Source organism: Trichococcus flocculiformis (genome assembly GCF_900113645.1).
GTDB lineage: Bacteria > Bacillota > Bacilli > Lactobacillales > Aerococcaceae > Trichococcus > Trichococcus flocculiformis.
This window is the reverse complement of the sequence record NZ_FOQC01000039.1, coordinates 1-23,487: the sequence shown is the minus strand read 5'-3', so window position 1 is coordinate 23,487 and position 23,487 is coordinate 1. Positions and strand designations below refer to the sequence as shown.

At 48.7% G+C, this 23,487-nt stretch carries 20 protein-coding genes; 11 read left to right on the top strand and 9 right to left on the bottom strand.

Annotated features, from left to right (window positions below):
• The first annotated feature begins 582 nt into the window (after positions 1-582).
• From recQ to BMZ71_RS11205, 3 genes are all read left to right on the top strand, one after another.
• Entirely contained in the window at positions 583-2,769 is a 2,187-nt protein-coding gene (recQ, locus tag BMZ71_RS11215) for a DNA helicase RecQ (RefSeq protein WP_245734425.1), read from the top strand.
• A gap of 187 nt (positions 2,770-2,956) precedes the next feature.
• Positions 2,957-4,615, top strand: a complete 1,659-nt coding sequence (locus tag BMZ71_RS11210; RefSeq protein ID WP_086990385.1) for a L,D-transpeptidase family protein — start codon at positions 2,957-2,959, stop codon at positions 4,613-4,615.
• A 51-nt stretch (positions 4,616-4,666) separates the two neighbouring features.
• Complete coding sequence (locus tag BMZ71_RS11205) at positions 4,667-5,665, top strand: asparaginase (RefSeq protein ID WP_245734424.1); 999 nt, start codon at positions 4,667-4,669, stop codon at positions 5,663-5,665.
• 100 nt (positions 5,666-5,765) lie between these two features.
• Here BMZ71_RS11205 and BMZ71_RS11200 read toward each other — a convergent pair whose 3' ends face one another.
• The 4 genes from BMZ71_RS11200 to BMZ71_RS11185 form a co-directional block, all read right to left on the bottom strand.
• Positions 5,766-6,023: a DUF6512 family protein gene (locus tag BMZ71_RS11200; protein ID WP_086990388.1), complete on the bottom strand. Its 258-nt coding sequence runs from the start codon at positions 6,021-6,023 to the stop codon at positions 5,766-5,768.
• A gap of 519 nt (positions 6,024-6,542) precedes the next feature.
• Positions 6,543-8,429 carry an ABC transporter ATP-binding protein gene (locus tag BMZ71_RS11195; RefSeq protein WP_086990391.1) on the bottom strand — a complete coding sequence of 629 codons (1,887 nt, stop codon included), beginning with the start codon at positions 8,427-8,429 and terminating at the stop codon, positions 6,543-6,545.
• Entirely contained in the window at positions 8,419-10,158 is a 1,740-nt protein-coding gene (locus BMZ71_RS11190) for an ABC transporter ATP-binding protein (protein ID WP_086990394.1), read from the bottom strand. Before BMZ71_RS11190 ends, BMZ71_RS11195 begins: the two co-directional genes overlap by 11 nt.
• A 56-nt stretch (positions 10,159-10,214) precedes the next feature.
• Positions 10,215-10,655 (bottom strand): MarR family winged helix-turn-helix transcriptional regulator, encoded by a 441-nt coding sequence (locus BMZ71_RS11185; protein WP_086990396.1) that lies wholly within the window; start codon positions 10,653-10,655, stop codon positions 10,215-10,217.
• Between the two features lie 182 nt (positions 10,656-10,837).
• Between BMZ71_RS11185 and trxA the strand changes: the two genes are divergently transcribed.
• Together trxA and budA are read left to right on the top strand one after the other, a co-directional pair.
• Positions 10,838-11,152, top strand: coding sequence for a thioredoxin (gene trxA, locus BMZ71_RS11180; protein WP_086990399.1), 315 nt, complete (start codon positions 10,838-10,840; stop codon positions 11,150-11,152).
• A gap of 174 nt (positions 11,153-11,326) precedes the next feature.
• Entirely contained in the window at positions 11,327-12,040 is a 714-nt protein-coding gene (gene budA / locus BMZ71_RS11175; protein ID WP_086990402.1) for an acetolactate decarboxylase, read from the top strand.
• 74 nt (positions 12,041-12,114) lie between these two features.
• On the opposite strand, the gene pfkB is transcribed toward budA, so the two are convergent.
• Positions 12,115-13,029: a 1-phosphofructokinase gene (gene pfkB / locus BMZ71_RS11170; protein WP_086990404.1), complete on the bottom strand. Its 915-nt coding sequence runs from the start codon at positions 13,027-13,029 to the stop codon at positions 12,115-12,117.
• A 116-nt stretch (positions 13,030-13,145) separates the two neighbouring features.
• Complete coding sequence (locus tag BMZ71_RS11165; protein WP_086990407.1) at positions 13,146-14,891, bottom strand: Na/Pi cotransporter family protein; 1,746 nt, start codon at positions 14,889-14,891, stop codon at positions 13,146-13,148.
• A gap of 284 nt (positions 14,892-15,175) precedes the next feature.
• On the opposite strand from BMZ71_RS11165, the gene BMZ71_RS11160 reads away from it, so the two are divergent.
• Entirely contained in the window at positions 15,176-17,566 is a 2,391-nt protein-coding gene (locus BMZ71_RS11160; RefSeq protein WP_086990410.1) for an AAA family ATPase, read from the top strand.
• A gap of 51 nt (positions 17,567-17,617) precedes the next feature.
• Here BMZ71_RS11160 and BMZ71_RS11155 read toward each other — a convergent pair whose 3' ends face one another.
• Positions 17,618-18,484, bottom strand: coding sequence for a DegV family protein (locus BMZ71_RS11155; RefSeq protein ID WP_086990413.1), 867 nt, complete (start codon positions 18,482-18,484; stop codon positions 17,618-17,620).
• Between the two features lie 135 nt (positions 18,485-18,619).
• On the opposite strand from BMZ71_RS11155, the gene BMZ71_RS11150 reads away from it, so the two are divergent.
• Positions 18,620-18,958, top strand: coding sequence for a hypothetical protein (locus BMZ71_RS11150; protein ID WP_086990416.1), 339 nt, complete (start codon positions 18,620-18,622; stop codon positions 18,956-18,958).
• Between the two features lie 113 nt (positions 18,959-19,071).
• Here BMZ71_RS11150 and rlmN read toward each other — a convergent pair whose 3' ends face one another.
• Positions 19,072-20,136, bottom strand: coding sequence for a dual-specificity RNA methyltransferase RlmN (rlmN, locus tag BMZ71_RS11145; protein ID WP_068559217.1), 1,065 nt, complete (start codon positions 20,134-20,136; stop codon positions 19,072-19,074).
• A gap of 237 nt (positions 20,137-20,373) precedes the next feature.
• Between rlmN and BMZ71_RS11140 the strand changes: the two genes are divergently transcribed.
• The 3 genes from BMZ71_RS11140 to BMZ71_RS11130 all read left to right on the top strand — a co-directional run bounded on the left by BMZ71_RS11140 (position 20,374) and on the right by BMZ71_RS11130 (position 21,817).
• A complete protein-coding gene (locus tag BMZ71_RS11140) occupies positions 20,374-20,742 on the top strand; it encodes an iron chaperone (protein ID WP_086990419.1) in 369 nt (122 codons plus the stop codon).
• A gap of 57 nt (positions 20,743-20,799) precedes the next feature.
• Positions 20,800-21,135, top strand: a complete 336-nt coding sequence (locus BMZ71_RS11135; protein ID WP_086990422.1) for a DUF1622 domain-containing protein — start codon at positions 20,800-20,802, stop codon at positions 21,133-21,135.
• Positions 21,136-21,274: 139 nt separating this feature from the next.
• Complete coding sequence (locus BMZ71_RS11130) at positions 21,275-21,817, top strand: ferritin-like domain-containing protein (RefSeq protein WP_086990425.1); 543 nt, start codon at positions 21,275-21,277, stop codon at positions 21,815-21,817.
• A gap of 238 nt (positions 21,818-22,055) precedes the next feature.
• Here BMZ71_RS11130 and BMZ71_RS11125 read toward each other — a convergent pair whose 3' ends face one another.
• A complete protein-coding gene (locus BMZ71_RS11125; protein WP_086990427.1) occupies positions 22,056-22,349 on the bottom strand; it encodes an antibiotic biosynthesis monooxygenase in 294 nt (97 codons plus the stop codon).
• Positions 22,350-22,519: 170 nt separating this feature from the next.
• On the opposite strand from BMZ71_RS11125, the gene BMZ71_RS11120 reads away from it, so the two are divergent.
• Positions 22,520-23,487 (top strand): IS4 family transposase (locus BMZ71_RS11120; protein WP_177187597.1); only part of this gene is annotated, 968 nt, incomplete at its 3' end.

The window sequence follows — 23,487 nt, the reverse complement described above, 5'->3', positions numbered from 1 at the left end:
CAAAATTAATCTCTTTATCACAAGATTGGCTGATGGACCAAACCCCTTAACTTTTGGCACCTGAGCCCTCTAAAAAAAGAGAACCAATTAACTAAACAAACAGCGGAGCGTACTCTTGACAATCCGAATGGCCAATGGTTTAAAATTTTCTGAGCCAAGGGCTACTTTGTGCTGCTCCTTTTGTATACCGTCGCCCTTGACGGCAAAGGAAAAAACCATTGGCTCGGTTGTCAAGAGTGTTTGTTTCACCAAACTTTGAATAGCAGGACTTGGTTTTTCACATCACCTCGTTATTTGGGGCAGTTTCCATAGAATTTTTGGCACTACCGGTCATGACGTGTTCACCTTACAATTATATACCACACGTCAAAACATAAGGCAGATAATCTGCATATTTTATAAGTAGAGGTTTCACTCATGGGAGCGCCGTACTATTTTTTGTGCGAAAAAAGAGGTCGCAGATGTGATATGATGAAGAAGTCATTTCTGACGGTTTGCCATTGCTTCCTTGAGTGAAGGCAAGCCCGTTCAGAAATATTCGGTTAATAAGAAAAGATAAACAATTAAGGATGGATGCAAGTGGTGGATAAAGAATTACTGTATGGAACACTGAAAAAATATTTCGGCTACGACAGCTTCAGGGAGGGCCAAGAGGAACTGATCACGAACACCCTGCAGGGGAAAGACGTGCTCGGGATCATGCCGACGAGCGGAGGGAAGTCGCTCTGCTATCAATTGCCGGCGTTGCTGCTGGACGGCATGACGATCGTCGTTTCCCCGCTCGTATCCTTGATGAAGGATCAGGTGGACAGCCTGCGGGAAATGGGGATTGCCGCGGCATACCTGAACAGTACGCTTTCAAGAGAAGAGTTTCTGCAATTGATGGACGACATGCGCTCCGGACAGCTCAAGCTGCTCTACATCGCGCCAGAACGGATAGACAATGAGTCATTCATGAATGCTCTGCGCTTTGTGAATGTGCCGTTGCTGGTGGTCGATGAGGCCCACTGTATCTCACAGTGGGGTAGCGATTTCCGGCCTTCCTACCAAGGTGTGGCCCGTCTCTACGATGTTTTCGACAGACGTCCGAGGGTTGCCGCCTTCACCGCAACTGCCACCGAACCGGTCCAGGACGATATTATGATCCAGCTGCGCCTGCAACAGCCGTTCCGCTTGGTGACGGGATTTGACCGCAGCAATTTGGCCTTCAGCGTGGAAAAGCCCGCCGATAAGTTCAAGTTTCTCGTGAAGGACCTCAACCCGAAGGAAGCGAGCATCATCTATTGTTCGACCAGAAAAAATGTGGAATCGGTCCAGAAGAAATTGGAACAAAAAGGCTTTGCTGTGACGCTGTACCATGCCGGGCTGCCGGAACACGAGCGCCAGCGGAACCAGGATGATTTCCTGTTCGACCGCAAACCGATCATGGTCGCAACGAATGCTTTCGGGATGGGGATCGACAAAAGCAATGTGCGGACCGTTTACCACTACAACATGCCCAAAAACATCGAAAGCTATTACCAAGAAGCCGGAAGGGCGGGGCGTGACGGCGAGGAAGCGCGTGTCATCCTGCTGTTTTCGACGCAGGACATCATCATCAACCAGTTGCTGAACAGCAAGACGAACGACAGCGAAGCGACCAATAAATTGAACAAGATGATCAATTACTGTTACACGAACCAATGTCTGCGCCGGTACATCCTGGAATATTTCGGCGAAACGACAGCTGAGCTGAATTGCCAACACTGCTCCAACTGCCTACACCGCACGGAGCAGATAGACATCACCGAAGAAGCCCAAAAAATCCTGTCCTGCGTTGTGCGGGTGCGCGGACGTTACGGCGTCCAGAAAATCATCGGCATCCTGACGGGAAGCAAACAGAAGGGCATCACCGATTTCGGGCTGGATAAGCTGAAGACGTACGGCCTCATGAGCGCCTATAATGATGGGGAAATCCGCGAAATGATCGGGGTATTGATCGCTGATGAATACCTGCAGGTGACGGGCAATCAGTATCCTTTGATCCAAGTCACTCCAAAAGCGCTGGAAGTACTGAAGGAAGGGAAAAAAATCGGGATGTCCTATGCGGTCGAGACCGGCAGGGGCACCGCCAAACAGAGCGGAGGCGGCTTGTACGATACCGAGCTGTTCGACCGACTGCGCAGTGTCCGTACGGAAATGGCGAATGAGCATGGGATCCCTTCCTATATCGTCTTTTCGGACAGCACGCTGCATGAGATGGCCCGCAACTTTCCGACCGACGATCACGCCTTCCTTCGCCTGTCGGGAGTCGGCGAAACGAAGTTGGAGCGCTACGGCGAAGTGTTCATGGGCGTCATTTCCGATTATCTGAAGGAGTTTCCTGATGCCCAAGCGGTTCTGCAGCAAAAACAATTGGAGCAGAAAGAGCTGGCAGGCAATCCGGAAACCGCGGAAAAACGCCCGAAACCGGCTCAGAAAAATTACGCCGGCACTACTTTTGAGGAAACCTATCGTCTGTATCAAGAAGGCAAGACGGTCGAGGAAATCATCGCCAGCAGAGGCTTGGCGCGGATGACCATCGAAAATCATTTCCGTCATTTGGCCGAACAGTCGGCCTACGAAATGCGTTTGACGGATTTCGTCACGGATGAGCAGGCGAAGGCCATCACCAGGGCGATCGAAGAAGCCGAAGACCAGCATCTGAAACCCCTAAAGGAAAAGCTGGGGGACGACTACAGCTACTTCCAGATCGGGATGGTGCTGGCTTTCCGGAAAAGAGAACAGTAGAATGACTTAGAACAAGTTTGGGGTCGCTTCATTTTGAAGCTGCCCTGAACTTTTTGTAGTTATCCGGGTCTTTGGCCCGCTTGTGTTTTTTTTAACGGGGTAATGTTTGGTATAATGTAGAAAAGAGAGCGGTTACGGATGGACGCTCCATTATCTGTCGCTTACGGTCCTGCCGGGAGGGATTATTATGAGAAGGAACATTTTATTTATTCTGTTGGGGTTGTTGATTTTTGCTGGATTAGCCCCTGACCGCATCGCGGCTCCAGCATATTCGTTGGAGAACGGTACAGCTGTCGAAAAAAGTTTGCTGGGACTTTACCATCCGGCATACATAAATATAGAGGGGATGCTTGCCGAAACGGGCAAGGATCATATCACACAACAAACAAGAAGTGTGGCTGCCCTTTCGGGGGCGCAGAAAATCCCGCTATCCTCGGCAACAGCCAGCAACGCTGAATTAGTTTATACGACTTACTTACAGGACAGCGGTTGGCAGCCCGAAGTGCAGGAAGGCGCAATCAGCGGTGGGGCGGCTTTGCCGCTCGAAGCTGTCCGGGTGCACTTGACCCATTTGGCTGAAGCAGGCAGCGTTTCATATCGGACTTATCGTCAGGACAGCGGTTGGTCGGGCTATGCCAAAAATGGCGAGGCAGCCGGAGTGACTGGTGCAGGTGAAGCGATCGAAGCCGTTCAATTCAAGCTGACGGGTGCTTTGGCGGCTCAATACGATCTTTATTACCGAGTGCAAACGGGCCGTTTCGGGTGGCTCGATTGGGCCGGAAACGGTGAAACAGCCGGAACGGAGGGTTTCCGCTATCCGGTCGAAGGGGTTGAAATCGTTCTGATGAACAAGGAACAGGCTTTTTCAGGTAAACGTGAGCAGAGCTTCATCAAACGCGTCGAACCGGTCTTGTCCTACAGCAGCTATCTGACGGATTCGGGCTGGCAGGAGCCAGTCCTCAATCCGGAGCAAAGCGGATCTCCGGATTCCTCGCAATCTCTCGAAGGCCTGCAAGCAAAATTGGACTCCCAGCCCTATCCAGGATCGATTTCCTACCGCGCTGCCACAAGTGAAAACGGCTGGTTTGAATGGACGCAGGATGGTTTGGAAGCCGGACTGCCCGGAACAGGCCAACGTATCGAGCGGATCGAAATGCAGCTGACGGATGAACTGGCTGCGTATTATGATATCTATTACCAAGTCCATGTACCGGGATTAGGTTGGCTGGATTGGGCCAAGAACGGGGAGACGGCAGGAACACAAGGCTACGACTATGACGTCAGCGCCGTCCAGATGCAAGTGGTCCAAAAAGACGCTGCAGCACCAGGGGAGACGGCAGTCGCTTTCATGAAATACGTACCGAAACCACCGCCTGTTCCGGTTGTACCATCTGTCCCGACCTATCCGACGGGACCCGATTGGACTGTCCAGGATGGTATCTTCCGGACGAACGCCGGTACCAACTATTATGTTGGTTCCAGCTACATCATCATCAGCATCGCCTACCAGCGCGTCTGGGCCTACATCGGCAGCCAGCGGATTGTCGATGCTCCGGTCATAACCGGAAGGCCTTCGATGCCGACGCCAAGAGGGCTGTTCGCAATCCAACCGTATAAGGAATCACCTAGCGTGCTGGTTGGTGAAGATTACGAATCACCTGTCCAATATTGGATCCCATTTTTGGGGAATGCTTACGGCTTGCATGACGCCTCTTGGCAAACCCAAGGCTTCGGAGGCGACCTCTATCTTTATTTAGGATCGCACGGCTGCGTCAATACCCCGTACTATGCGGTCCAAACGCTCTACAATACCTATTCCGTCGGCACGCCGGTCGTGGTATATTAACCACCAGACGCGGAAAAGCATGGAAAAAATAATGAACAAGCAGGTGAAGGTGTGACGAAGAAAAAGATATTGATGATCGGAACAGGCGGTACGATTGCCTCCAAAATAACGCCGAACGGACTTGATCCTCAACTGACATCAGAAGAGATATTGGCTTTTATTCCCGGTATCTCAGCAATATGCGAGGTCGATACGCTGCAGATCTGCAATATCGACAGCACCAACATCGCGCCTGACATCTGGGTGCTGATGACCGACACCATCAGGGAAAAGTATGAACAATACGACGGGTTTGTCGTTACCCATGGAACCGATACAATGGCCTATACAGCTGCCGCGCTGTCCTACATGATCCAGGATTCCCCAAAACCGATCATCATTACCGGTGCCCAAAAACCGATCAACGTGGAAATCACCGATTCGAAGACGAATCTCTTCGACAGTTTCCTGTACGCAGCGTCCGATTCCGCCAGCGGTGTCCAAATCGTCTTCAACGGGAAGGTCATCCTCGGAACACGGGCAAGGAAGACGCATTCCAAAAGCTTCCAGGCTTTTTCCAGCATCAATTATCCTTATTTGGCGATCATCCAGGATGGACGCGTGATTTCCTACATCACAAAGGACAAAGCACCAGCACCCCGTTTTTATGACATTCTGGATGCGAAGGTCGCGTTGTTCAAGCTGACGCCGGGAGTGGATTCGGAGATTCTTTCGTACATGCTTGAGCGGAACGATGCCATCATCATCGAAAGTTATGGGGTGGGCGGCATTCCTTCAGCACCGGAATACGGATATTTCGAGGTCATCAACCACTGGATCAGAAAAGGCAAGACGGTGGTCATGACGACACAAGTCCCGAATGAGGGCAGCGACATGGAAATATACAAAGTCGGCCACGAACTGAAATCGCGGGTCAATATTTTGGAAGCCTACGACATGATCACCGAAGCGGTCGTATGCAAGCTGATGTGGATCTTGGGACAGACGCAAGATCCGGCCCGGATCAAGGAACTGTTCTATACGACGATCAGCAACGATATCCTGTACTAAAAGAGCGGAAAAGCCATCCACTGCGAGGGCTTTTCCGCTCTTTTCTGTATTTTAGGCGTTATTTTTTTTGGAAGGTCCAAACGCAGTTGCCCCGAATAACCTACCTCCTTAAGCAATCTAAAACCCATAGCTTCCGGAGGAAAATGAAGAAAAACCATAGGAAAGTGGTCCAGTAACTCATTTTCAGGTGTTCCCAGACACTCTCATTCACGGGGACGAAAGGGGCCGCCCAGTTGGTTTTCCCAAGCCATGCGAATGCGAAGTGGGTGAGGCCGCCGAACATCAGTATGAACGGGATGCCGGCAACAAAGGAACGGTTGACGAATGTATCGGATCGGAAAACTCTCTTTTCGGTCATCGCAAGGACCTCTTTCTCTCGGATCAGTAATCGGCAGATGGCAGGTGGATGAAGCATCCTTCGTGATCATTTTACCACGCGTTGGCCCTGACTTCATCTAACTCAGCTGCATGCCAAAAACACCCCGCAGCATGGCTGTTCCTGATTGGAACTGCCATGCTGCGGGGTGTTTCACATGTTTGCAAAGCGTTCCATGCATCCAAAAATGATGGCTAGCTTCACGGGTTAGCCCTTCGGAAAAAAGAATAAGGAACCTCTTGTCTCTGCGAGCCAAGACATACTGTTTGACTTGTCATGGTTCTTGCCATCTTTGATGGCTTAGAAACATGATACAACTGACCGGTACGGTCACGTTGATTCCTTTGTTTCGGAAGTCTCTCAGCAATTGCGCTCTTCGATGCTCAGTTGCATGGGACTCTAAGGGATTCATCCCTTAGAGGCATGATACACTTGACCGATTAGGTCACAGTGTTTCCTTAATCAGGGCTGAACGAACCCGTTCCGCTTTTCTTAAAAGATTTATTCGAGCTCGAATGCTCCGGTATAAAGCTGATAATATTTTCCTTGTTCGCCGATCAATTTCTCATGATCACCGCGTTCAATGATCCGGCCTTGCTCCATCAGCATGATTACATCTGCATTCTGGATAGTGGACAGGCGGTGGGCGATGACGAAAACAGTCCGTCCTTGCATCAACGCATCCATGCCGCGCTGCACGATCGATTCTGTTCGTGTGTCGATGCTGGAGGTTGCTTCATCCAGTATCATGACGGGAGGATCGGCAACGGCTGCACGAGCAATCGAAAGCAATTGCTTTTGGCCTTGAGAAAGGCCTTCGCCGTCGCCGGAAATGACGGTCTGGTATCCCAGCGGCAGACGGGAGATGAAGTCATCGGCATTCGCCAAACGCGCTGCCGCATAAACGTCTTCATCGGATGCGTGCAGATTGCCGTAACGGATATTTTCCAGAATCGTTCCGGTAAAGAGGTTGGTGTCCTGTAACACGATACCAAGGGAACGGCGCAGGTCATTTTTCTTGATGTCGGCGATGTCGATGCCATCATAAACAATTTTTCCGTCCTGGATGTCATAGAAACGGTTGATCAGGTTCGTGATGGTCGTTTTGCCGGCTCCCGTCGATCCCACAAAAGCGACTTTCTCGCCGGGATGGGCATAAAGGTTGATGTCGTGCAGAATCTGCTTGTCGGGATTGTAGGAGAAGTCGACGTCAAAGAATCGGACATCCCCGGTCAGCTGGGTATAGCGGACCGACCCGTCGGACTCAGGCACTTTCCATGCCCAAAGTCCGGTATGATTTTCGGCTTCCATCAGTTCATTACCGACCATGGTCACATTTACTAAGGTTACGGTGCCTTCATCCAATTCAGGCTTTTCATCCATCAATTCAAAGATCCGCTCAGCCCCTGCCAATGCCATCACGATGGATGAAACTTGTTGGGAAATCTGATTGACCGGCATCGTGAAGGAACGGCTCAACTGCAGGAAGGAAGCGATCGCACCCAATGTCAGGCCGCCGATGCCCGAGACAGCCATGGCGCCTCCGAACATGGCGATCAGAGCATATTGCAAGTATCCTAGATTTCCCAGGATAGGCATCAGAATATTCGCATAGATATTTGCATTCGTCGCGCTCTCGCGCAACTCGTCGTTGAGGTTATCGAAACGTTCCTTGGATTCCGTTTCGCGTCCAAAAACTTTTACTTCTTTTTGCCCATGCATCATTTCCTCGATATAGCCGTTCACTTTACCGAGTGTCTGTTGCTGCTTCACGAAGTTGACGGAGCTTTTGCCGCCGATTGTCTTCGTGACGGTGATCGATAAGGCGACCATCACGATGACGATGAGCGTCAACGGAAGACTGACTGCGAGCATCGCAGCGAATACGCTGACGATCGTAACCAGAGAAGAAAAGGCCATTGGGATACTTTGTGAAAGCATCTGGCGTAAAGTATCGATATCGTTGGTATAGCGGCTCATGACATCCCCGTGCGCATGCGTATCAAAATATTTGATAGGCAAGGTCTGCATGTGCGCGAACAGCTCATCGCGGATTTTTTTCTGGATACCTTGTGAAATGGAAACCATCAAGATATTGTAGACATAGGTTGCCACAACACCAATCAGATATATTCCAGCCATCAGCGCGATTGAACGGTACATACTAGTGAAGACCGGATTGGATACGCCCAATAATGGCGTTATATAATCATCGATCAGCGTCTCAAGGAAAAGCGAGCCTGCTACGTTAGCGAGGGCGCTGATGATGATACAGATCAATACAAGACTAAATGTGAATTTATGACCTTTGGAAATATAGGACAGGAGGCGTTTTGTAGTTTTGCCGGCATCTTTGGCCCCACGCCGTTTTGGTTGATTAGGCTTCATCAGCAAGTTGACCTCCTTTTGTTTGTGAATCGTACACTTCTTGGTAAATGGTGTTCGAGGCAAGCAGTTCGTCATGCGTTCCGATGCCGTTGATACTGCCGCTTTCCATCACGATAATTTTGTCGGCATCCTGCACGGAAGAGACGCGTTGGGCAATGATGAATTTGGTTGTGTTCGGGAGTTCCTCCCTGAAAGCAGTCCGGATCAAAGAATCCGTTCGGGTATCCACTGCGCTGGTCGAATCATCCAGAATCAGGATCTTCGGTTGCTTCACCAATGCACGCGCAATGCAGAGCCTTTGTCTTTGGCCGCCGGAAACATTTGTACCACCTTCTTCTATATAGGTGTCGTAGCCATCCGGTAGGCGTTGGATGAATTCATCGGCTTGTGCCTGTCTGGCTGCAATCATCAGCTCTTCATCGGTAGCGAAAGGGTTTCCCCAACGCAGATTGTCTTTGATCGTTCCGGAAAACAGGATATTTTTTTGAAGCACCATAGCGACTTCGGCGCGCAATGTCTGCATGTCATAGTCGCGCACATCGACACCGCCGACTTTCACCGTACCGCCGGTGACATCATATAGACGCGGAATAAGGTGGACCATAGAGGTTTTGGCACTACCGGTCCCTCCGATGATGCCTACGGTTTCTCCTGCTTTGACGGAAAAACTGACATCCTTCAAAGCAAGCTTATTCGAATCTTTGCTATAACTGAAACTCACATTTTCGAAGGAGACAGATCCATCGGGAATGACCATAACAGGATTATCGCTGTTTTTCAGATCGCTCTCTTCGCTCAGCACTTCCACAATCCGTTCCGCTGAAGCACGGGAAATCGTGACCATGACGAATACCATCGAAATCATCATCAGACTCATCAGAATTTGGGAAGCGTAAGTGATGAGACTCATCAACTGGCCTGTCGTCATCGAACCGGAGACGATCATGCGCGCACCCAATAATGACAACGTCAAAATGCTTGCGTACATCGTGAACTGCATCAACGGGCTGTTGAAAGCCAAAATCTTTTCGGCTTTGGTGAAATCCTTGTAGATTTTCTTGGAGACGGATTTGAATTTTTCGGTCTCGTGTTCTTCACGGACATAGGACTTGACGACCCGGATGCCATAAAGATTTTCCTGGACGACACGATTCAGTTTGTCATAGGTCCGGAACACTCTCTGGAAAATCGGGAAGGCTTGTGACATGATCAGGTAGAGACCGATACCAAGGAACGGGATCGCGCCAAGGAAGACCATGCCGAGTTCACTGTTGATGCTCAAAGCCATCAGCAATGAGAACACGAGCATAAGCGGTGCCCGGACCATGATCCGGATGATCATCTGGTAAGAGTTCTGGACATTCGTGATGTCCGTCGTCAGACGGGTGATCAGGCTGGATGTCGAGAACTGATCGATATTCGAAAATGAGAAATCCTGGATGTTGTAGTACATATCCTTGCGGATGTTTTTTGCGAAACCAGCCGAAGCTTTTGCCGCATGCAAACCGGAGAGGACCCCGAAACTTAATGAGAATAGGGTGGAGACAATCAAGATCAATCCGATTCGGATAATGAAGGGCATATCTCCTTCGCCGACGCCTCGGTCGATGATCATCGACATCAGAAATGGAATGAGGACTTCGAGAACGACTTCCAAAGTGACATATATAGGGGCGAGGATCGAGTCCTTTTTATACTCTCGTATACTGCCCATGAGTTTTTTTATCATAGCGTTAATCCTTTCCGTAAATAGTGATTGGGTGTTTTTTTTTAAGGATGAGGCAATCATCCTTCTGCATTTTTCGAGATTTTTTCGAGAATCGTCAAAAAAGTGGCGATTTCTTCTTCAGTTAAACCTTTGGATAATTGGTTCTCCACGGTATCAATCACTTGTTCTGAATTTTTTTTTGCTTGCAAAGCCTTATCCGTCAGTATCATTTTCCGCAGTCTGGCGTCGTATGGAACGGTTTCCCGCAGCAGCAAGCCATCCCTTTCCATCGTATTCAGGATGCCTGTGACGGTCGATTTGCGGATGTCGAATTTCTGCTCGAGATCTTTCTGAAAGACGTCTCGCTCTGTGGATTCTTTAGCGATGAAGGAAACGATCGCGAATTGCATGCCGGTTAGGCCATAACCATCATTTTCGTTCAAGTGCCTGTTCATGAGACGCTTTATTTGTTGCCAAAGCGATCTGATCCGGAATCCCAGCAGGTCTGTATTGTTCATTATTTTTCACCACCCATATAGTTCGTGCCCTAACTATATTATGCCTGTTACAATGGATTGTCAATCATCTTGCTTACTTTTAAATCTTTTTTATTTACTAATAATACCGGGTGGGGTATAATATGTTTCGTTGATAAGAAAATAAAGCAAAAATATACAGTTTAAGGAAGGACAGATAAAAAATGAGCACACAAGTAACAGACGCAACATGGCAGAGTGAAGTACAAGAAGGCTTGACATTGATGGATTTTTGGGCGCCTTGGTGCGGCCCTTGCCGCATGCTAGGACCCGTTTTGGAAGAAATCGAAGATGAGATGGACAATAAAGTGAAAATTGTCAAACTGAATATCGACGAGAACCAAATGACAGCTTCTCAATTCGGTATCATGAGCATTCCGACAATGGTGTTGTTCAAAGACGGACAACCGGTTGAGAAACTGACAGGGTACCATCCGAAAGATGTTTTGGTTGATTACCTGGAGACTAAACTAGCGTAATATATTATGAATGGAGGGCTGTCCCGATTTTCGGGGCGGCCCTATTCTGGTCGCCCAGCGCCTGATACCCATGAATACGCGATTGTTTGCCGCCTTCTGGCTGTGATATAATGGGCTATCATGATCAGACAGAAAAATAAATGATTGCACAAAGGCACAGAAGGGCGGAAGTAGATGGGCGAAAGTACATTGTATCAGCATCAGACGCTGGGTGATTTGATGGCGGGGGTATTCGACGGAACTCTGACATTCGAAGAACTGTTGAAGCATGGGGATATCGGCATCGGGACTTTCCATGATTTTGAAGGGGAACTGATCCTGCTTGACGGCATCGCCTATCAAGCGAAGGCGGACGGATCGATTTCGAAAGTCGATCCATCCCAGACAACACCGCATGCGGCGGTGACATTTTTCGAACCGGACCGCGAATACGCTATCGACAGGCCGATGACGTTGAGAAAAGTACGCTCGGACATCGTCAAGCGCGTGCACAGCCGGAATGTGTTCTCGGTCGTCAAAATAACGGGTCATTTCGAATATATGCATACGCGGGCAGTGCCGAAGCAACAGAAGCCTTATCCGCGCTTGATCGAAGCGACGCGTGTCCAGCCGGAGTTCGAGACCTATGACATGCAGGGGACAGCAATCGGCATCTATACGCCGGAATTGTTCGATGGAGTCGCCAAAGGAGGCTTTCATTGTCATTTCATCAGTGACGACCGCAAGTTCGGTGGGCATATCCTCGATTACATCGTGGACAACGCGAAATGCGAAATCCAAACCATCGAAAGCATCACACAACATTTCGCTGTTCAATCCGATGATTTTATGGACAAAGAAATCGACTACCATAACTTAGCGGAAGAAATGGCCGAAGCAGAAGGCTGATAAAGAATAATGGGAAAAAGCGTTGGATAACCTCCGGAGACCGGGATTATCCAACGCTTTTTAAGATTGTGGACTTATTCGATTTTTTCCAAAACAACACGGGCCAACTGCACTTCGATTTCATCGGCGGTGGCGATATCGGGTGAGAAGGCTGTGGCAGTCCCGCAAGCGACGGCTACCCGGAAAGCTTCCAAGGGGTCCCCAGTACGGATAAAGGTCCCTACAAACCCGGCTACCATGGAATCCCCGGAGCCGACCGGATTGGCGACTTCACCGGATAACGGCGGCGCATAGATGACTTCCTGCGGTGTGAAGAGCAGTGCGCCGTCGCCGCCGAGTGAAACGATGGCATGCTGGGCGCCCAATTCAACCAACTGCTTGCCGTAAGGAATAACCTCTTGCCAAGTGGCGAAAGTCCGGCCGAATAATTCGCCTACTTCCTTCTGATTCGGCTTCACGACCAATGGGTGGTATTGCAGGCTGTTCCGCAGCTCATCCTTCGTGATGTCGCAGGCAAAAGGTACGCCTTCCTCATGCAGTGAACGGATTAGCCGTTCATAAAAATCTTTTGGCATGGATGGCAGCTTGCTACCCGACAAAACAACGAAGTCCTGCGTTGAGATGTCTTCGAAGCATTTCATAAAAACAGCGACTTCCTCATCGGTAGCAGCAGGGCCGTAATCGCTGATTTCCGTATCCTGATCCGATTTCAACACTAAGTTGATGCGCGTGCGCTCTTTTATCACTGTAAACTGATTGATGATCTGCATTTCTTCCAAGTAGTCGCGGACAAAATCGCCGGTGAAGCCGCCACGGAATCCTAGCGCAATCGAAGGGATTCCGAGAGCTTTCAGGACGCGCGAAACCATGATGCCTTTGCCGCCGGGAGTGATCAGTTCCTCCTCCATATGATGGGAATGGCCTAAATTAAGATGCGGAACAGTGACGATATAATCGATGGTTGGATTCAAAGTGATTGTATAAATCATTGCGTTTCCTCCTTACCGAAATTCGAAAGGGACCGATACGTATAACTGTTGATTTAAGTATAGCGTTGTTTCCGATCAAACTCAAAAATAAGCCGTGGTTGAGCCCGCTATGGTAATCATTTATCCAAAGAGGAGGCTTTGAGGACCGCTTCGGCGTAGGCCTGTTCGGTTTTGCGTATGAAACGTCGACTCAGTCTCTGGTAAGGATAGCGTGTTCCTAAAGTATGTTTGGCGATTTTTACGGAATGATCACTGATGCGCTCCAGATTGGAAACAATATCGACGAATAGGATGCCTTCGGAAGGTAACCCGATACCACTGTTCAATCGTTGGATGTATCTCTCACGTATCGCTTGTTCTGCTTCATTTACTTCTTCCTCACGTTGGATTACTTGTTCTGCAAGTAACTGATTATCTTGAAGGTAAGAATCGATAGCCTCTCGGATGTTGCGTTCAACGATAGCGAATAGGTTTACAAGTTCATCATCCATCAGAATGGTTTGCACATCTTGGTTATGTTTGTTGGCCCGGATGTCCCTTTTGGCTGCCTTGGTAGCCTCCTCGATATTCCGGACAATATTTTCACAATGGTCACCGATGCGTTCCAGATACTTTGTGATGTCTATCATGATGGCATGGTCGTTCGAAGCATGGAACGGCAACTCTTCCCGTGAGATAAAGGTCAAATATTCTGTCAGTTTGTAATCGATGGTGTCTACAATCTCTTCCAGTTGGAGCGTATCTTGTTTGTAAAGATCATTATGATCGAGGTAATACTTATAGGCTGCATGAAATTCATCTGTGACAAAAGAACCCATTTGTTCGACTTCCAGCTTAGCCTGATTCAAAGCAACGGAAGGGCTGGTTTGAATGATTGTATAGTCCAGATTAGTGGCGTCGTACTTAACAATCCGCTCTTCCCCGGGAACCATTTTTGTAACCAAGACAGCAAGTTGGCGGATGAACCACATCTGTATCAATACGTTCAACACATTGAACATGCCATGAGCGAATGCTAGCTGCATGGCCGGATTGAGATTCAATAGCACTGATAATTTTGTCAGAACGACGGTAAACGGCGACAGAATAAGCAAGATAAAGACTGTCCCCGTCAGATTGAATACGACATGTGAAGCGGCTGCGCGTTTTGCGGGCAAGCTGGCTCCGATTGCAGCAAGGATTGCCGTGATGGTCGTACCGATATTATTACCGAACAGAATCGGCAAGGCTGCCTGCAGAGAAATGCTGTTTTGGGAATAAAGTTCCTGCAAAATACCGACTGTTGCGCTTGAACTTTGGATCACCAGCGTCAGGCCAGTTCCGGTCAGAACCCCGTAAAAAGGGTGGTCGGACAAATTCGTCATCAGCGATCTGAACTGCGGAAGCTGCTCCAACGGCTCCATACCTGTTCCCATCATGTCCAGTCCATAGAAAAGTGAACCGAAACCAAATATGATCTGACCGACACTGTTCACAAAAGCATTTTTCGTGAAGAAAAGCAGGAGTGCACCGATCGCCATAATCGGAAGGGCATACGCTCCTACATGAAACCCGATGATGAAGGCTGTGATAGTGGTTCCTATATTGGCTCCCATAATGATTCCGATGGCTTGTTCCAGATTCATAAACCCAGCACTTACTAAACCTACAGCAAGAACGGTTGTCCCCGAACTACTCTGTATCAATACGGTCACCAAAATCCCTGCCAAAACTGCCCGAAAAGGCGTAGAAGTGAATTTGTTCAAGATATTGCGTAAATTATCGCCGGCACTCCGTTGCAAGCCGTCGCCCATGTATTTCAATCCGAATAAAAAAATGCCTAATCCTCCAAAAAATTGGAATAACATACTTTGCCAATCCATATAGTTCCTCCTTGGTTAATCGATTCATGTAAATGTAGTGCATCTGGGAAGGCGCTTTCTAAATTTATAAGAGCGATTCCCACCATGAATAAGAATAGAAGAAAGAATTAACTTTGTACAGAGCCTTTTACATTAGAATATGGAAAAGATTTTTTTCAGTTCTGTTATTCAAGCAAACCGGAAAGGAAAAATGATAGAGATATGATAGAATATTCCTGATTGCAGTATGCTGAAGGATTAATTAAAACAGATCATCAATATAAAATGGGAGGAAGAAGCTTCGGATGACAGAGGATAACATTAACGAAAACATAGACGAGAGGCTAAAAGGAATTGAAAACAACATCAGGAAAAACATGTCCTTGAGCAGCGTCCCGGTCTTGATGGAAGCCATCCGGACGCATCCAGATCATCCACATGTGAATTACTTGTTGGGGCTCAGCCACTACAAGAACCGCAATCTCGAAAAAGCGATGCACTACGCACTGCGGGCGGTGGAATTGGATGGCACCGGCGATGCCTATTTGACGCTGCTGGCGAAGCTGTATGCGGAGGACGGCGATGACAAGGCAGCGGAGAGCTATGCGCAAGCCGCCTTCGCCCGCAACCCCGCCAATTGGGAAGCGGCACTTGTGCTGGCGAAAATGGCCTTCGAAAAGAACGACCTCCCGCGGGCGTTGGAACTCGTCGATCAGGTACTCAAGCATACGCCGAAATCTTTCGCGGCATTGCGCTTGAAATCGAAAGTTTACCTGCAGCAGGAAGAGGAGCTTGATACGATTCTGGCATCCATCGAAGAATCCGAGAAATACGGCTATGACGATGCCATCGAATACGACCGCGTTTATGCCTACTATATCCACGGCCGTTTCGACGAATGCCGCCGTATCCACAAGGAATTGGAACGGACGCGGCCGCTTTCGCACAGCACCGAAAAAGTCGGCAAGCTGATCGCGACCATGCAGTCGAGCAGGCTGGCAAGAAGGGCCCCTCATGCCGACTACTTTCATATGGATGCCGCCCATTCCAACCGAAAAGTCAAAGTTTCTTTGGAAGAGTCCCTGGCTGAGCTGAGTGATCTGATCGGTCTGACGGAAGTGAAGGAGACCATCAACCGGATCGTGAAGCTGGTCGAATACGACAAAAAACGGGCCTATATGCTGTCGATCGAGAAAAATGAACAGCCTTCCTATCATTTCGCCTTTTCCGGCAATCCGGGCACAGGAAAAACGACGGTAGCCAGGATTTTGGGGGACATCTTCTATTCTTTGGGCATCCTCGAATCAGGTCAATTGGTGGAAGTGGATCGCTCGGACCTGGTCGGCGGCTACGTCGGCCAGACTGCCCAGAAGACCAAAGCCGTCATCGAATCGGCCATGGGCGGGGTGCTGTTCATCGATGAAGCCTATTCTTTGGCGTCCTCGGACAGCGATTCGCTCGATTACGGATCTGAAGCCATCGATACGTTGATCAAAGCGATGGAAGATCACCGCAATGACTTTATCGTGATCCTTGCGGGTTATGACACCGGCATGAAGCAGTTGCTGAAATCGAATCCTGGCCTGTCGAGCCGGATCAATATGCAGATCGATTTTGAGGATTTTTCCGACCAGGAACTGCTGGAAATCGCCAAGGCGCAAGCCAAGGATAACCATTATACGCTGACTGAGGAAGCGGAGCAGGCCTTTAAGGTCAAAATCAATCAGGAAAAAGTCGTTCCGCAGTTCGCTAATGCCCGTGCCGTCCGAAACATCATGGAAGAAGCGATGCGCGAACGGGCTTTCCGTCTGAGCGAAAAGTCCGTGACGAAGGATGATTTGGTCATCCTTGAGCCGCTCGATTTCGGCATCGACCCGAACCAGCTGTTCGGGGATAATATCGAAGACTTGATGGCGCAGCTGCGTAATCTGGTCGGATTGAAGGATGTCAAAAAACAAGTCAGCTCGATCATGAACTATGTGCGCGCCGAGAAACGCCGCGAAAAGATGGGGCATCCGATGAACGATTTGTCCTTGCACATGGTCTTCACCGGCAACCCCGGCACAGGTAAGACGACCATCGCGCGATTGATCAGCCAAATCCTGAAATCCATCGGTGTGCTGAAGCGCGGACACATGATCGAAGTCACGAGGGAAGATTTGGTCGGACAGTACGTCGGCCAGACCGGACCGAAGACATTGGAGAAAATCAAGGAAGCGTACGGCGGCGTCTTGTTCATCGATGAGGCCTATTCCCTTTATTCCGCTTCCGAAAACGACTTCGGTTATGAAGCCATCAGCACCTTGATCAAGGAGATGGAGGACAACCGCGACAAATTGGTCGTCATCATGGCGGGCTATCCGAGCGAGATGGAGCAGATGCTCAGTATGAACTCCGGCATCCGCAGCCGTATCGCCTACACGGTCGATTTCCCGGATTACGATAGTGAAGAACTGACAGAAATTTTCCACATGGCCGCCTCTCAGCAAGGTTTTGCGCTGACGGAGGAAGCCCAGGAGAAAGTGAAGAATCTGTTCGTGCAGTCCTATACAACACGCGACAGCCATTTCGGCAACGCCCGCACAGCCAGGAGCCTCTTCGAGAAGGCGAAGCTGCACCAAAGCAACCGCTTGGCCGAAGATGAGGAGGCCGACCTGTTCATGATCCTGCCGGAGGATATCGAAGAGAATAGTTAGATAAAAAAACTTCTGCACACGGAATTATTCCGAGGGCAGAAGTTTTTTGTCTTATTCAGTATTTCCTGATTTTTCGATCCCAGCAATCCCGAAAGCGCCGGGACCGCCATGGGAAGTGATGACGCCGCCGGTCTGGACCCAAGTGACATCCCGGAAGCCGTTTTCCTTCGCGTAGTTTTCCATTTGGGTCATGATTTCTTCATCCAAACCGAGCGAATGGATGAGGTACAGCTTGTTGTCGTCAATTGCGTAAGCCTTCAGGTAGTCATCAAAAAAATCGACAACGACGCGGCTCATCTTGCCGCGGTATTTTTTTGTGGAAACCAATTTGCCGTCGATCAATTCAATCGTCGGTTTTATCTTCAGGAGCGATGCGCCTAAATAGGCTGTGTTGGAGACGCGGCCGCCTGCCCTCAGGAACTCGAGGCCGGATGGCATGAACGAGAAGTGCGTACGCGGCACTACAGCTTCGATGGCGGCAACCAGTTTTTCGACTGCTATATCCGGCTCCTTTTCAAGCAAATCGGCAGCATAAAGCACGATCGCGGCCAAACCGCCGGATACGTTCAGGGCATCGATGAGGTAAATGTTCTCGAAATCTTCCGCCGCCAACACAGCACTCTGAAATGAGGAGGACGCCTTGGAGGTATAGCCGATATGCACGATGCTGCTTTCGGGATGCTCAGAGCGGATTTTTTCGAAAAAGGCGGTATATTCGTTCGGATTGGTTGCGGTCGTGGAAGGGGTTTTTTTGGTTCGCTCGTAATAATCATACAGATCTGTCACCGGAAAAGAGCCATCAAGATGATCGACATCATCCATGATGACGTGCATCGGGACAATCCGGATAGTGTGTTTCTTTGCCAACTCAGTGGGGATATCCGCGCCGCTTTCAGTCGTAAGGATTACTCTGCTCATGTTATTCCTCCGTCTCCAATGGTCAAATATATTATTGCCAATGGACTTAATTTGTTGGTTCCAATATACCACACTTTTAGTGCCCGACCAAAAAGTGTTATGATGGCACCAGAACCAGGAAGGGAAGAATGAGGCATGGATAAGAGAGGTAAAAACCGGAAATCGGATCGCGTTACGATGCTTGCGGTTGCTGGGTATGTGTTGTTCTTGGTGATCGGCTTTCCCGCGGCCGAGAAAGCAGGCGGCTTCTATCCGGCGCTGCTGATTTTGGCGGGAATCGCAGTTCTGTTTGCGATTGTCTACTACCATTCGCGCGTGAATGCGTACAGCTGCCCTCAGTGCCGCCGGAAATTCAAAATCAGCTTCCTGAAGGATCTGCTGTCTTTGAACGGAGGCAAGCAAGGCAAACGGTTGACTTGCCCGCATTGCGGATTCAAAGGTTGGGTGCAGGAGACCGCGCCTGACGAGGAATAAAAATCAGCCCGACCACCCACCAAGCTAAGGTCAACAGCACCAATAAAATCAGAAACGAGCAAAAAAACAGAGGCCGGCTCATTTTATTTTGAGACGGCCTCTGCTGAGGTCAATTATTTGGTTGCTTTTTCCAGATGCTTGCTGCGTAGTTGGCCGCAGGCAGCATCGATGTCGGTGCCGTGCTCTTTGCGGATGACGCAGTTGATGTTGTTCTTTTTGAGGATATCATAGAATGCCAAAATATCCTTTTTGGTGCTGCGTTCGTATTTGATGTGTTCGGCAACCGGATTGTAAGGGATCAGGTTCACGTAGGAAAGGTGACGCTTGTCCTTCAACAAGGCAACCAATTCGTGCGCCTGCTCCGGTCTGTCGTTCACACCAGAAATCATGATGTATTCGAAAGTGATGCGGCGGTTGGTCTTTTCCAGATATTCGTCGATGGCAGCCATGACTTCCTTCAGAGGATGTTTACGGTTGATGCGCATCATGCGGCTGCGGATTTCGTCGTTCGGCGCGTGTAGGGACAAAGCCAAGTTGACTTGCAGTCCGTTTTCTGCGAATTCGCGAATTTTCGGAGCCAATCCGCTGGTGGAAACGGTGATGTGGCGAGCGCCGATTGCCAAACCTTTGGCGTGGTTGACGATGTTCAGGAAGGCGATGACATTGTCGTAGTTGTCGAACGGTTCGCCGATGCCCATCACGACGATATGGCTGACACGTTCGCCATTGCCTTTTTGATCCAAGTAGTGCTGGATCTGCATGATCTGTGCAACGATTTCGCCGGCAGTCAGATCGCGTTGTTTGCGTTTCAGGCCGCTTGCGCAGAACGTGCAGCCGATATCGCAGCCGACTTGGGTCGTAACGCAGACGGACAGGCCGTATTCCTGACGCATCAGAACGGTTTCGATCATCAGTTTATCTTCCAGTTGGAAAAGATATTTCGTTGTGCCGTCCGCTGATTCTTGGACGACCACTTGATTCAGGGGCTGCAGCAAGAAGGTGTCGGAGAGAAGGGCAACCAAATCTTTTGACAAGTTTGTCATTTCCGAAAAGTCCAGGACGCGTTTGATATATAGCCAATCCCAGATCTGTTGGGCGCGGAATTTTTTCTGGCCTTGTTCCAACAGCCAAGCTTCCAGCTGATCCAAAGTCAATCCATAAATAGAAGGTGTATTCATTTTACTTTCCTTTCTTTACCGTACAAATTTTCAATCCATATCATAACATATTTTTTTCAAAAAGAAATGACTTCCGTAAAAGAAGTGAAAGGGAGAGAAAAAGCACTTCAAATGCCCGGAATTCCCGATGAAAGTGATCGTCAGTCCATTTAGCCTGCAAACACTTTCATCAGTGTATGATATACTATTTGCAGGGACATAAACAACGGAAAATCCAGACTACCGAGGTGATTCAAAATGGGAGAAACAACTATAAAAAATGAAACAATCGATGCATACATCAGCAGCTATGATGAGGTTGTTCAGCTAATCCTGAAGGAGCTCCGTCGGGTGATAAAGGAAGAAGCACCCGATGCGACAGAAAAAATCAGCTATCAGATGCCAACCTTCTACCTGAACGGGAACCTGGTGCATTTTGCTGTGCAGAAAAATCATATCGGTTTCTATCCGGCACCAAGCGGCGTTGCGGCTTTCAAAGAAGAATTGACGGAATACAAGACCTCGAAAGGCGCCATCCAATTCCCGCTGACGAAACCTATCCCATACGAGCTTGTGCGCCGGATCGTCCGCTTCCGGGTCGAAGAAGCAAGGGAGAAAAAGAAATAAGAAAAATAAAGAACGGATTTGTTACCAAATTTGAATATGGAAAAAGGAGGGATGTTCATGAATTTGCATGCTGTCTTAACCGAAGTCATCCCGACATTGGCGAGTCTGATCGAAGGCATCGGTGTCCTGATCATCCTCTATGGATGCGTCAAGTCGTTGTATCTGTTCATAATTGACAGGCTTAATCTGAGCAACAACCAACCGAAACTCGAGTTGGCCAAAGCGCTGGCGTTCAGTCTGGAGTTCAAACTGGCCGCGGAAATACTGAAGACGGTCATCATCCAGACAATCGACGAATTCATCGTGCTCTCAGCCATCGTCATCCTGCGGGTCGTGCTGACGGTCGTCATCCATTGGGAAATCAAGAGCACCAATTCAGAAGAGTTGGATTGATTTCTTGGTCCATCTTCTCGGGAAAATGACAACGTTCACTTTTCGCCCCGCTTTTGCCATGCTTTCGACATACTTCTTTTCTATACTGAACCTGTAGAAAAGAGGATCATGAAACATACAAAAAAGGGAGCGGATCAAAATGAAAAAATGGCGGAACGGAATTGTAGGCGGGACTTTGGCAGTCTTATTGTTCAGCGGCACCGGTGTCATGGCATCCGAGGACGAAGAGTTATATGGGGCAGCAGCGGTGAGCGAAGGCGAAACGTATACAATAGAAGAAATGTTGGTTTACGCCATCCAGGATGAATATATGGCTGAAGCGTCCTATTTTGCAATCATGGATGCATACGGAACAATCAAGCCATTCACGAGCATCTCCAAAGCGGAAGGCACACACATTTCCTTATTGTTACCACTGTTCGAAACTTATGGATTTGAAGTTCCGGAAAATGAAGCGGAAGCTCGAATTGAGTTGCCTGCGTCTTTGGCGGAAAGCTTTGAAAAAGGCGTGGCCGGTGAAATCGAAAACATCTCTGTTTATGGGCAATTTCTTGGGGCCGAAGATTTGCCGGATGATGTCAGAAGCGTCTTTGAACGCTTGATGACCGCATCCGAAAAGCATTTGGCAGCCTTTGAACGCGGCGTTGATGGAAATCCCGACGGAGCTGGCAGGAGAAAATGATGTGAATTCCATACGTAACAAGCCCCGCGCAGAATAAACTTGCGCGGGGCTTGTTACGTATGAGTGTTTGATCTGCTGGTTGTCCGATAACAACGAAGAATCGGACAACCGGAGCGCAAGCGACTTGGAGATTGTCCAATAACCGCGAAGAAACGTACAACCTCCAAGCAACCCACAAGCAATCGACACGCAAGTACAACAGGCTATATTTCAAAAAAGAAAGTATTGAAGACTATTGTCAAAAACTTTCGTAGTAGCTCATTTCCATACCCAAGATATACTCAGGACGCTCTTTCTTAATGCGATGACCGGCTTTATGGACATCGCTCTTTTCCCAGTTCTGCCAATCTTTTTTTGTGCCCCATTTGATCAGGACGAGCACTTCTTCGCTCTCTTTGTTGACGGATCGGACATAGGTCTCAATGCTGTCGAAACCGGGTTGTTGAGGCAGTAAGGTACTGGTCTTGAATTTATTTACAGCGGCTTCCGAGAAACCGCGGGCAACCGATAATTTTCTGGCTTGGATGAACATGGGCGCTACCTTCTTTCATTTATAACTCAACTTTCGCAGTTATAAAATCTGTTTAATCTTTTGATATGTCAATGTTCTTAAAGACTTAACTATCAAAAATGTACACAAAAAGACACCTCTCTTTGGTAAAATGTAGTTACCACACAACACATACGAAAGAGGGATGTCTTATGGCTACTATTTTACCAGAAAATCAAATCAATCAGGAACTTAATTCTTCCGTTCATCAATTTTTTCGCAATCAGAAACTGGGAACGTTACTGAATCAATCCAATATTCGGAAAGAAGCAGGCATTTCACCAGTAATGCTGGTCCAGTTCATCTTTTCATTGGTCCTTCAAAAGAAAAATTTATATCGGACATTGGAATCCGCACGGGAGCCAGAGGCTCCTGCCAAGGATGCGGTTTATCGCTTGCTCAACAACGCAACCTATAATTGGCGCAAATTTCTGTTGCTGCTGAGTCAAAATGTCATTACCCAGAACTTGCTCCCGCTTGTCTCAGAAAACCGCGAACGCGTCCTGATTTTGGACGATTCCTTATACAGCCGTGCCCGCAGTAAATCGGTCGAGATGCTTGCGCTAGTTCATGATCATACCACTGGGAAGTTCGTCCGTGGCTTTCGCATGCTGACTTTGGGTTGGTCGGATGGGAACACTTTCGTGCCGCTTGCGTTCTCTTTATTGAGCTCAGAAAAACAATCGAACCGTTTCCAGGAAATCAACCCGACCATAGATAAGCGCACCGTGGGTTACAAGCGTCGGAAGGAAGCCGTCAAAAAGTCAACAGAAGCGCTGTTCGACTTGCTTGATGATATAAATCCGCTCCAACTCTGCGCTCGAACGTTACTTTTCGATAGTTGGTTCGCATTTCCAAAAGTAATCAAGCGCGTGGTTTCGGAGTATCCACTCGAGGTAGTCTGTATGCTGAAACGTATGCACCGCGTCTACTACACGTATGAAGGGCAAAAGTATACACTGACCCAGTTGTATCAAGTTGTGCGCAAAAAACGTGGTCGTGCCAAGATCCTCGCATCTGTTGTCGTCAGCTTGGGACTGGACGATAATGAAAAAGAAATTCAGGCCCGTATTGTCTTCGTGCGTGACCGAAATCGCTCCAAAAATTGGCTTGCAATCTT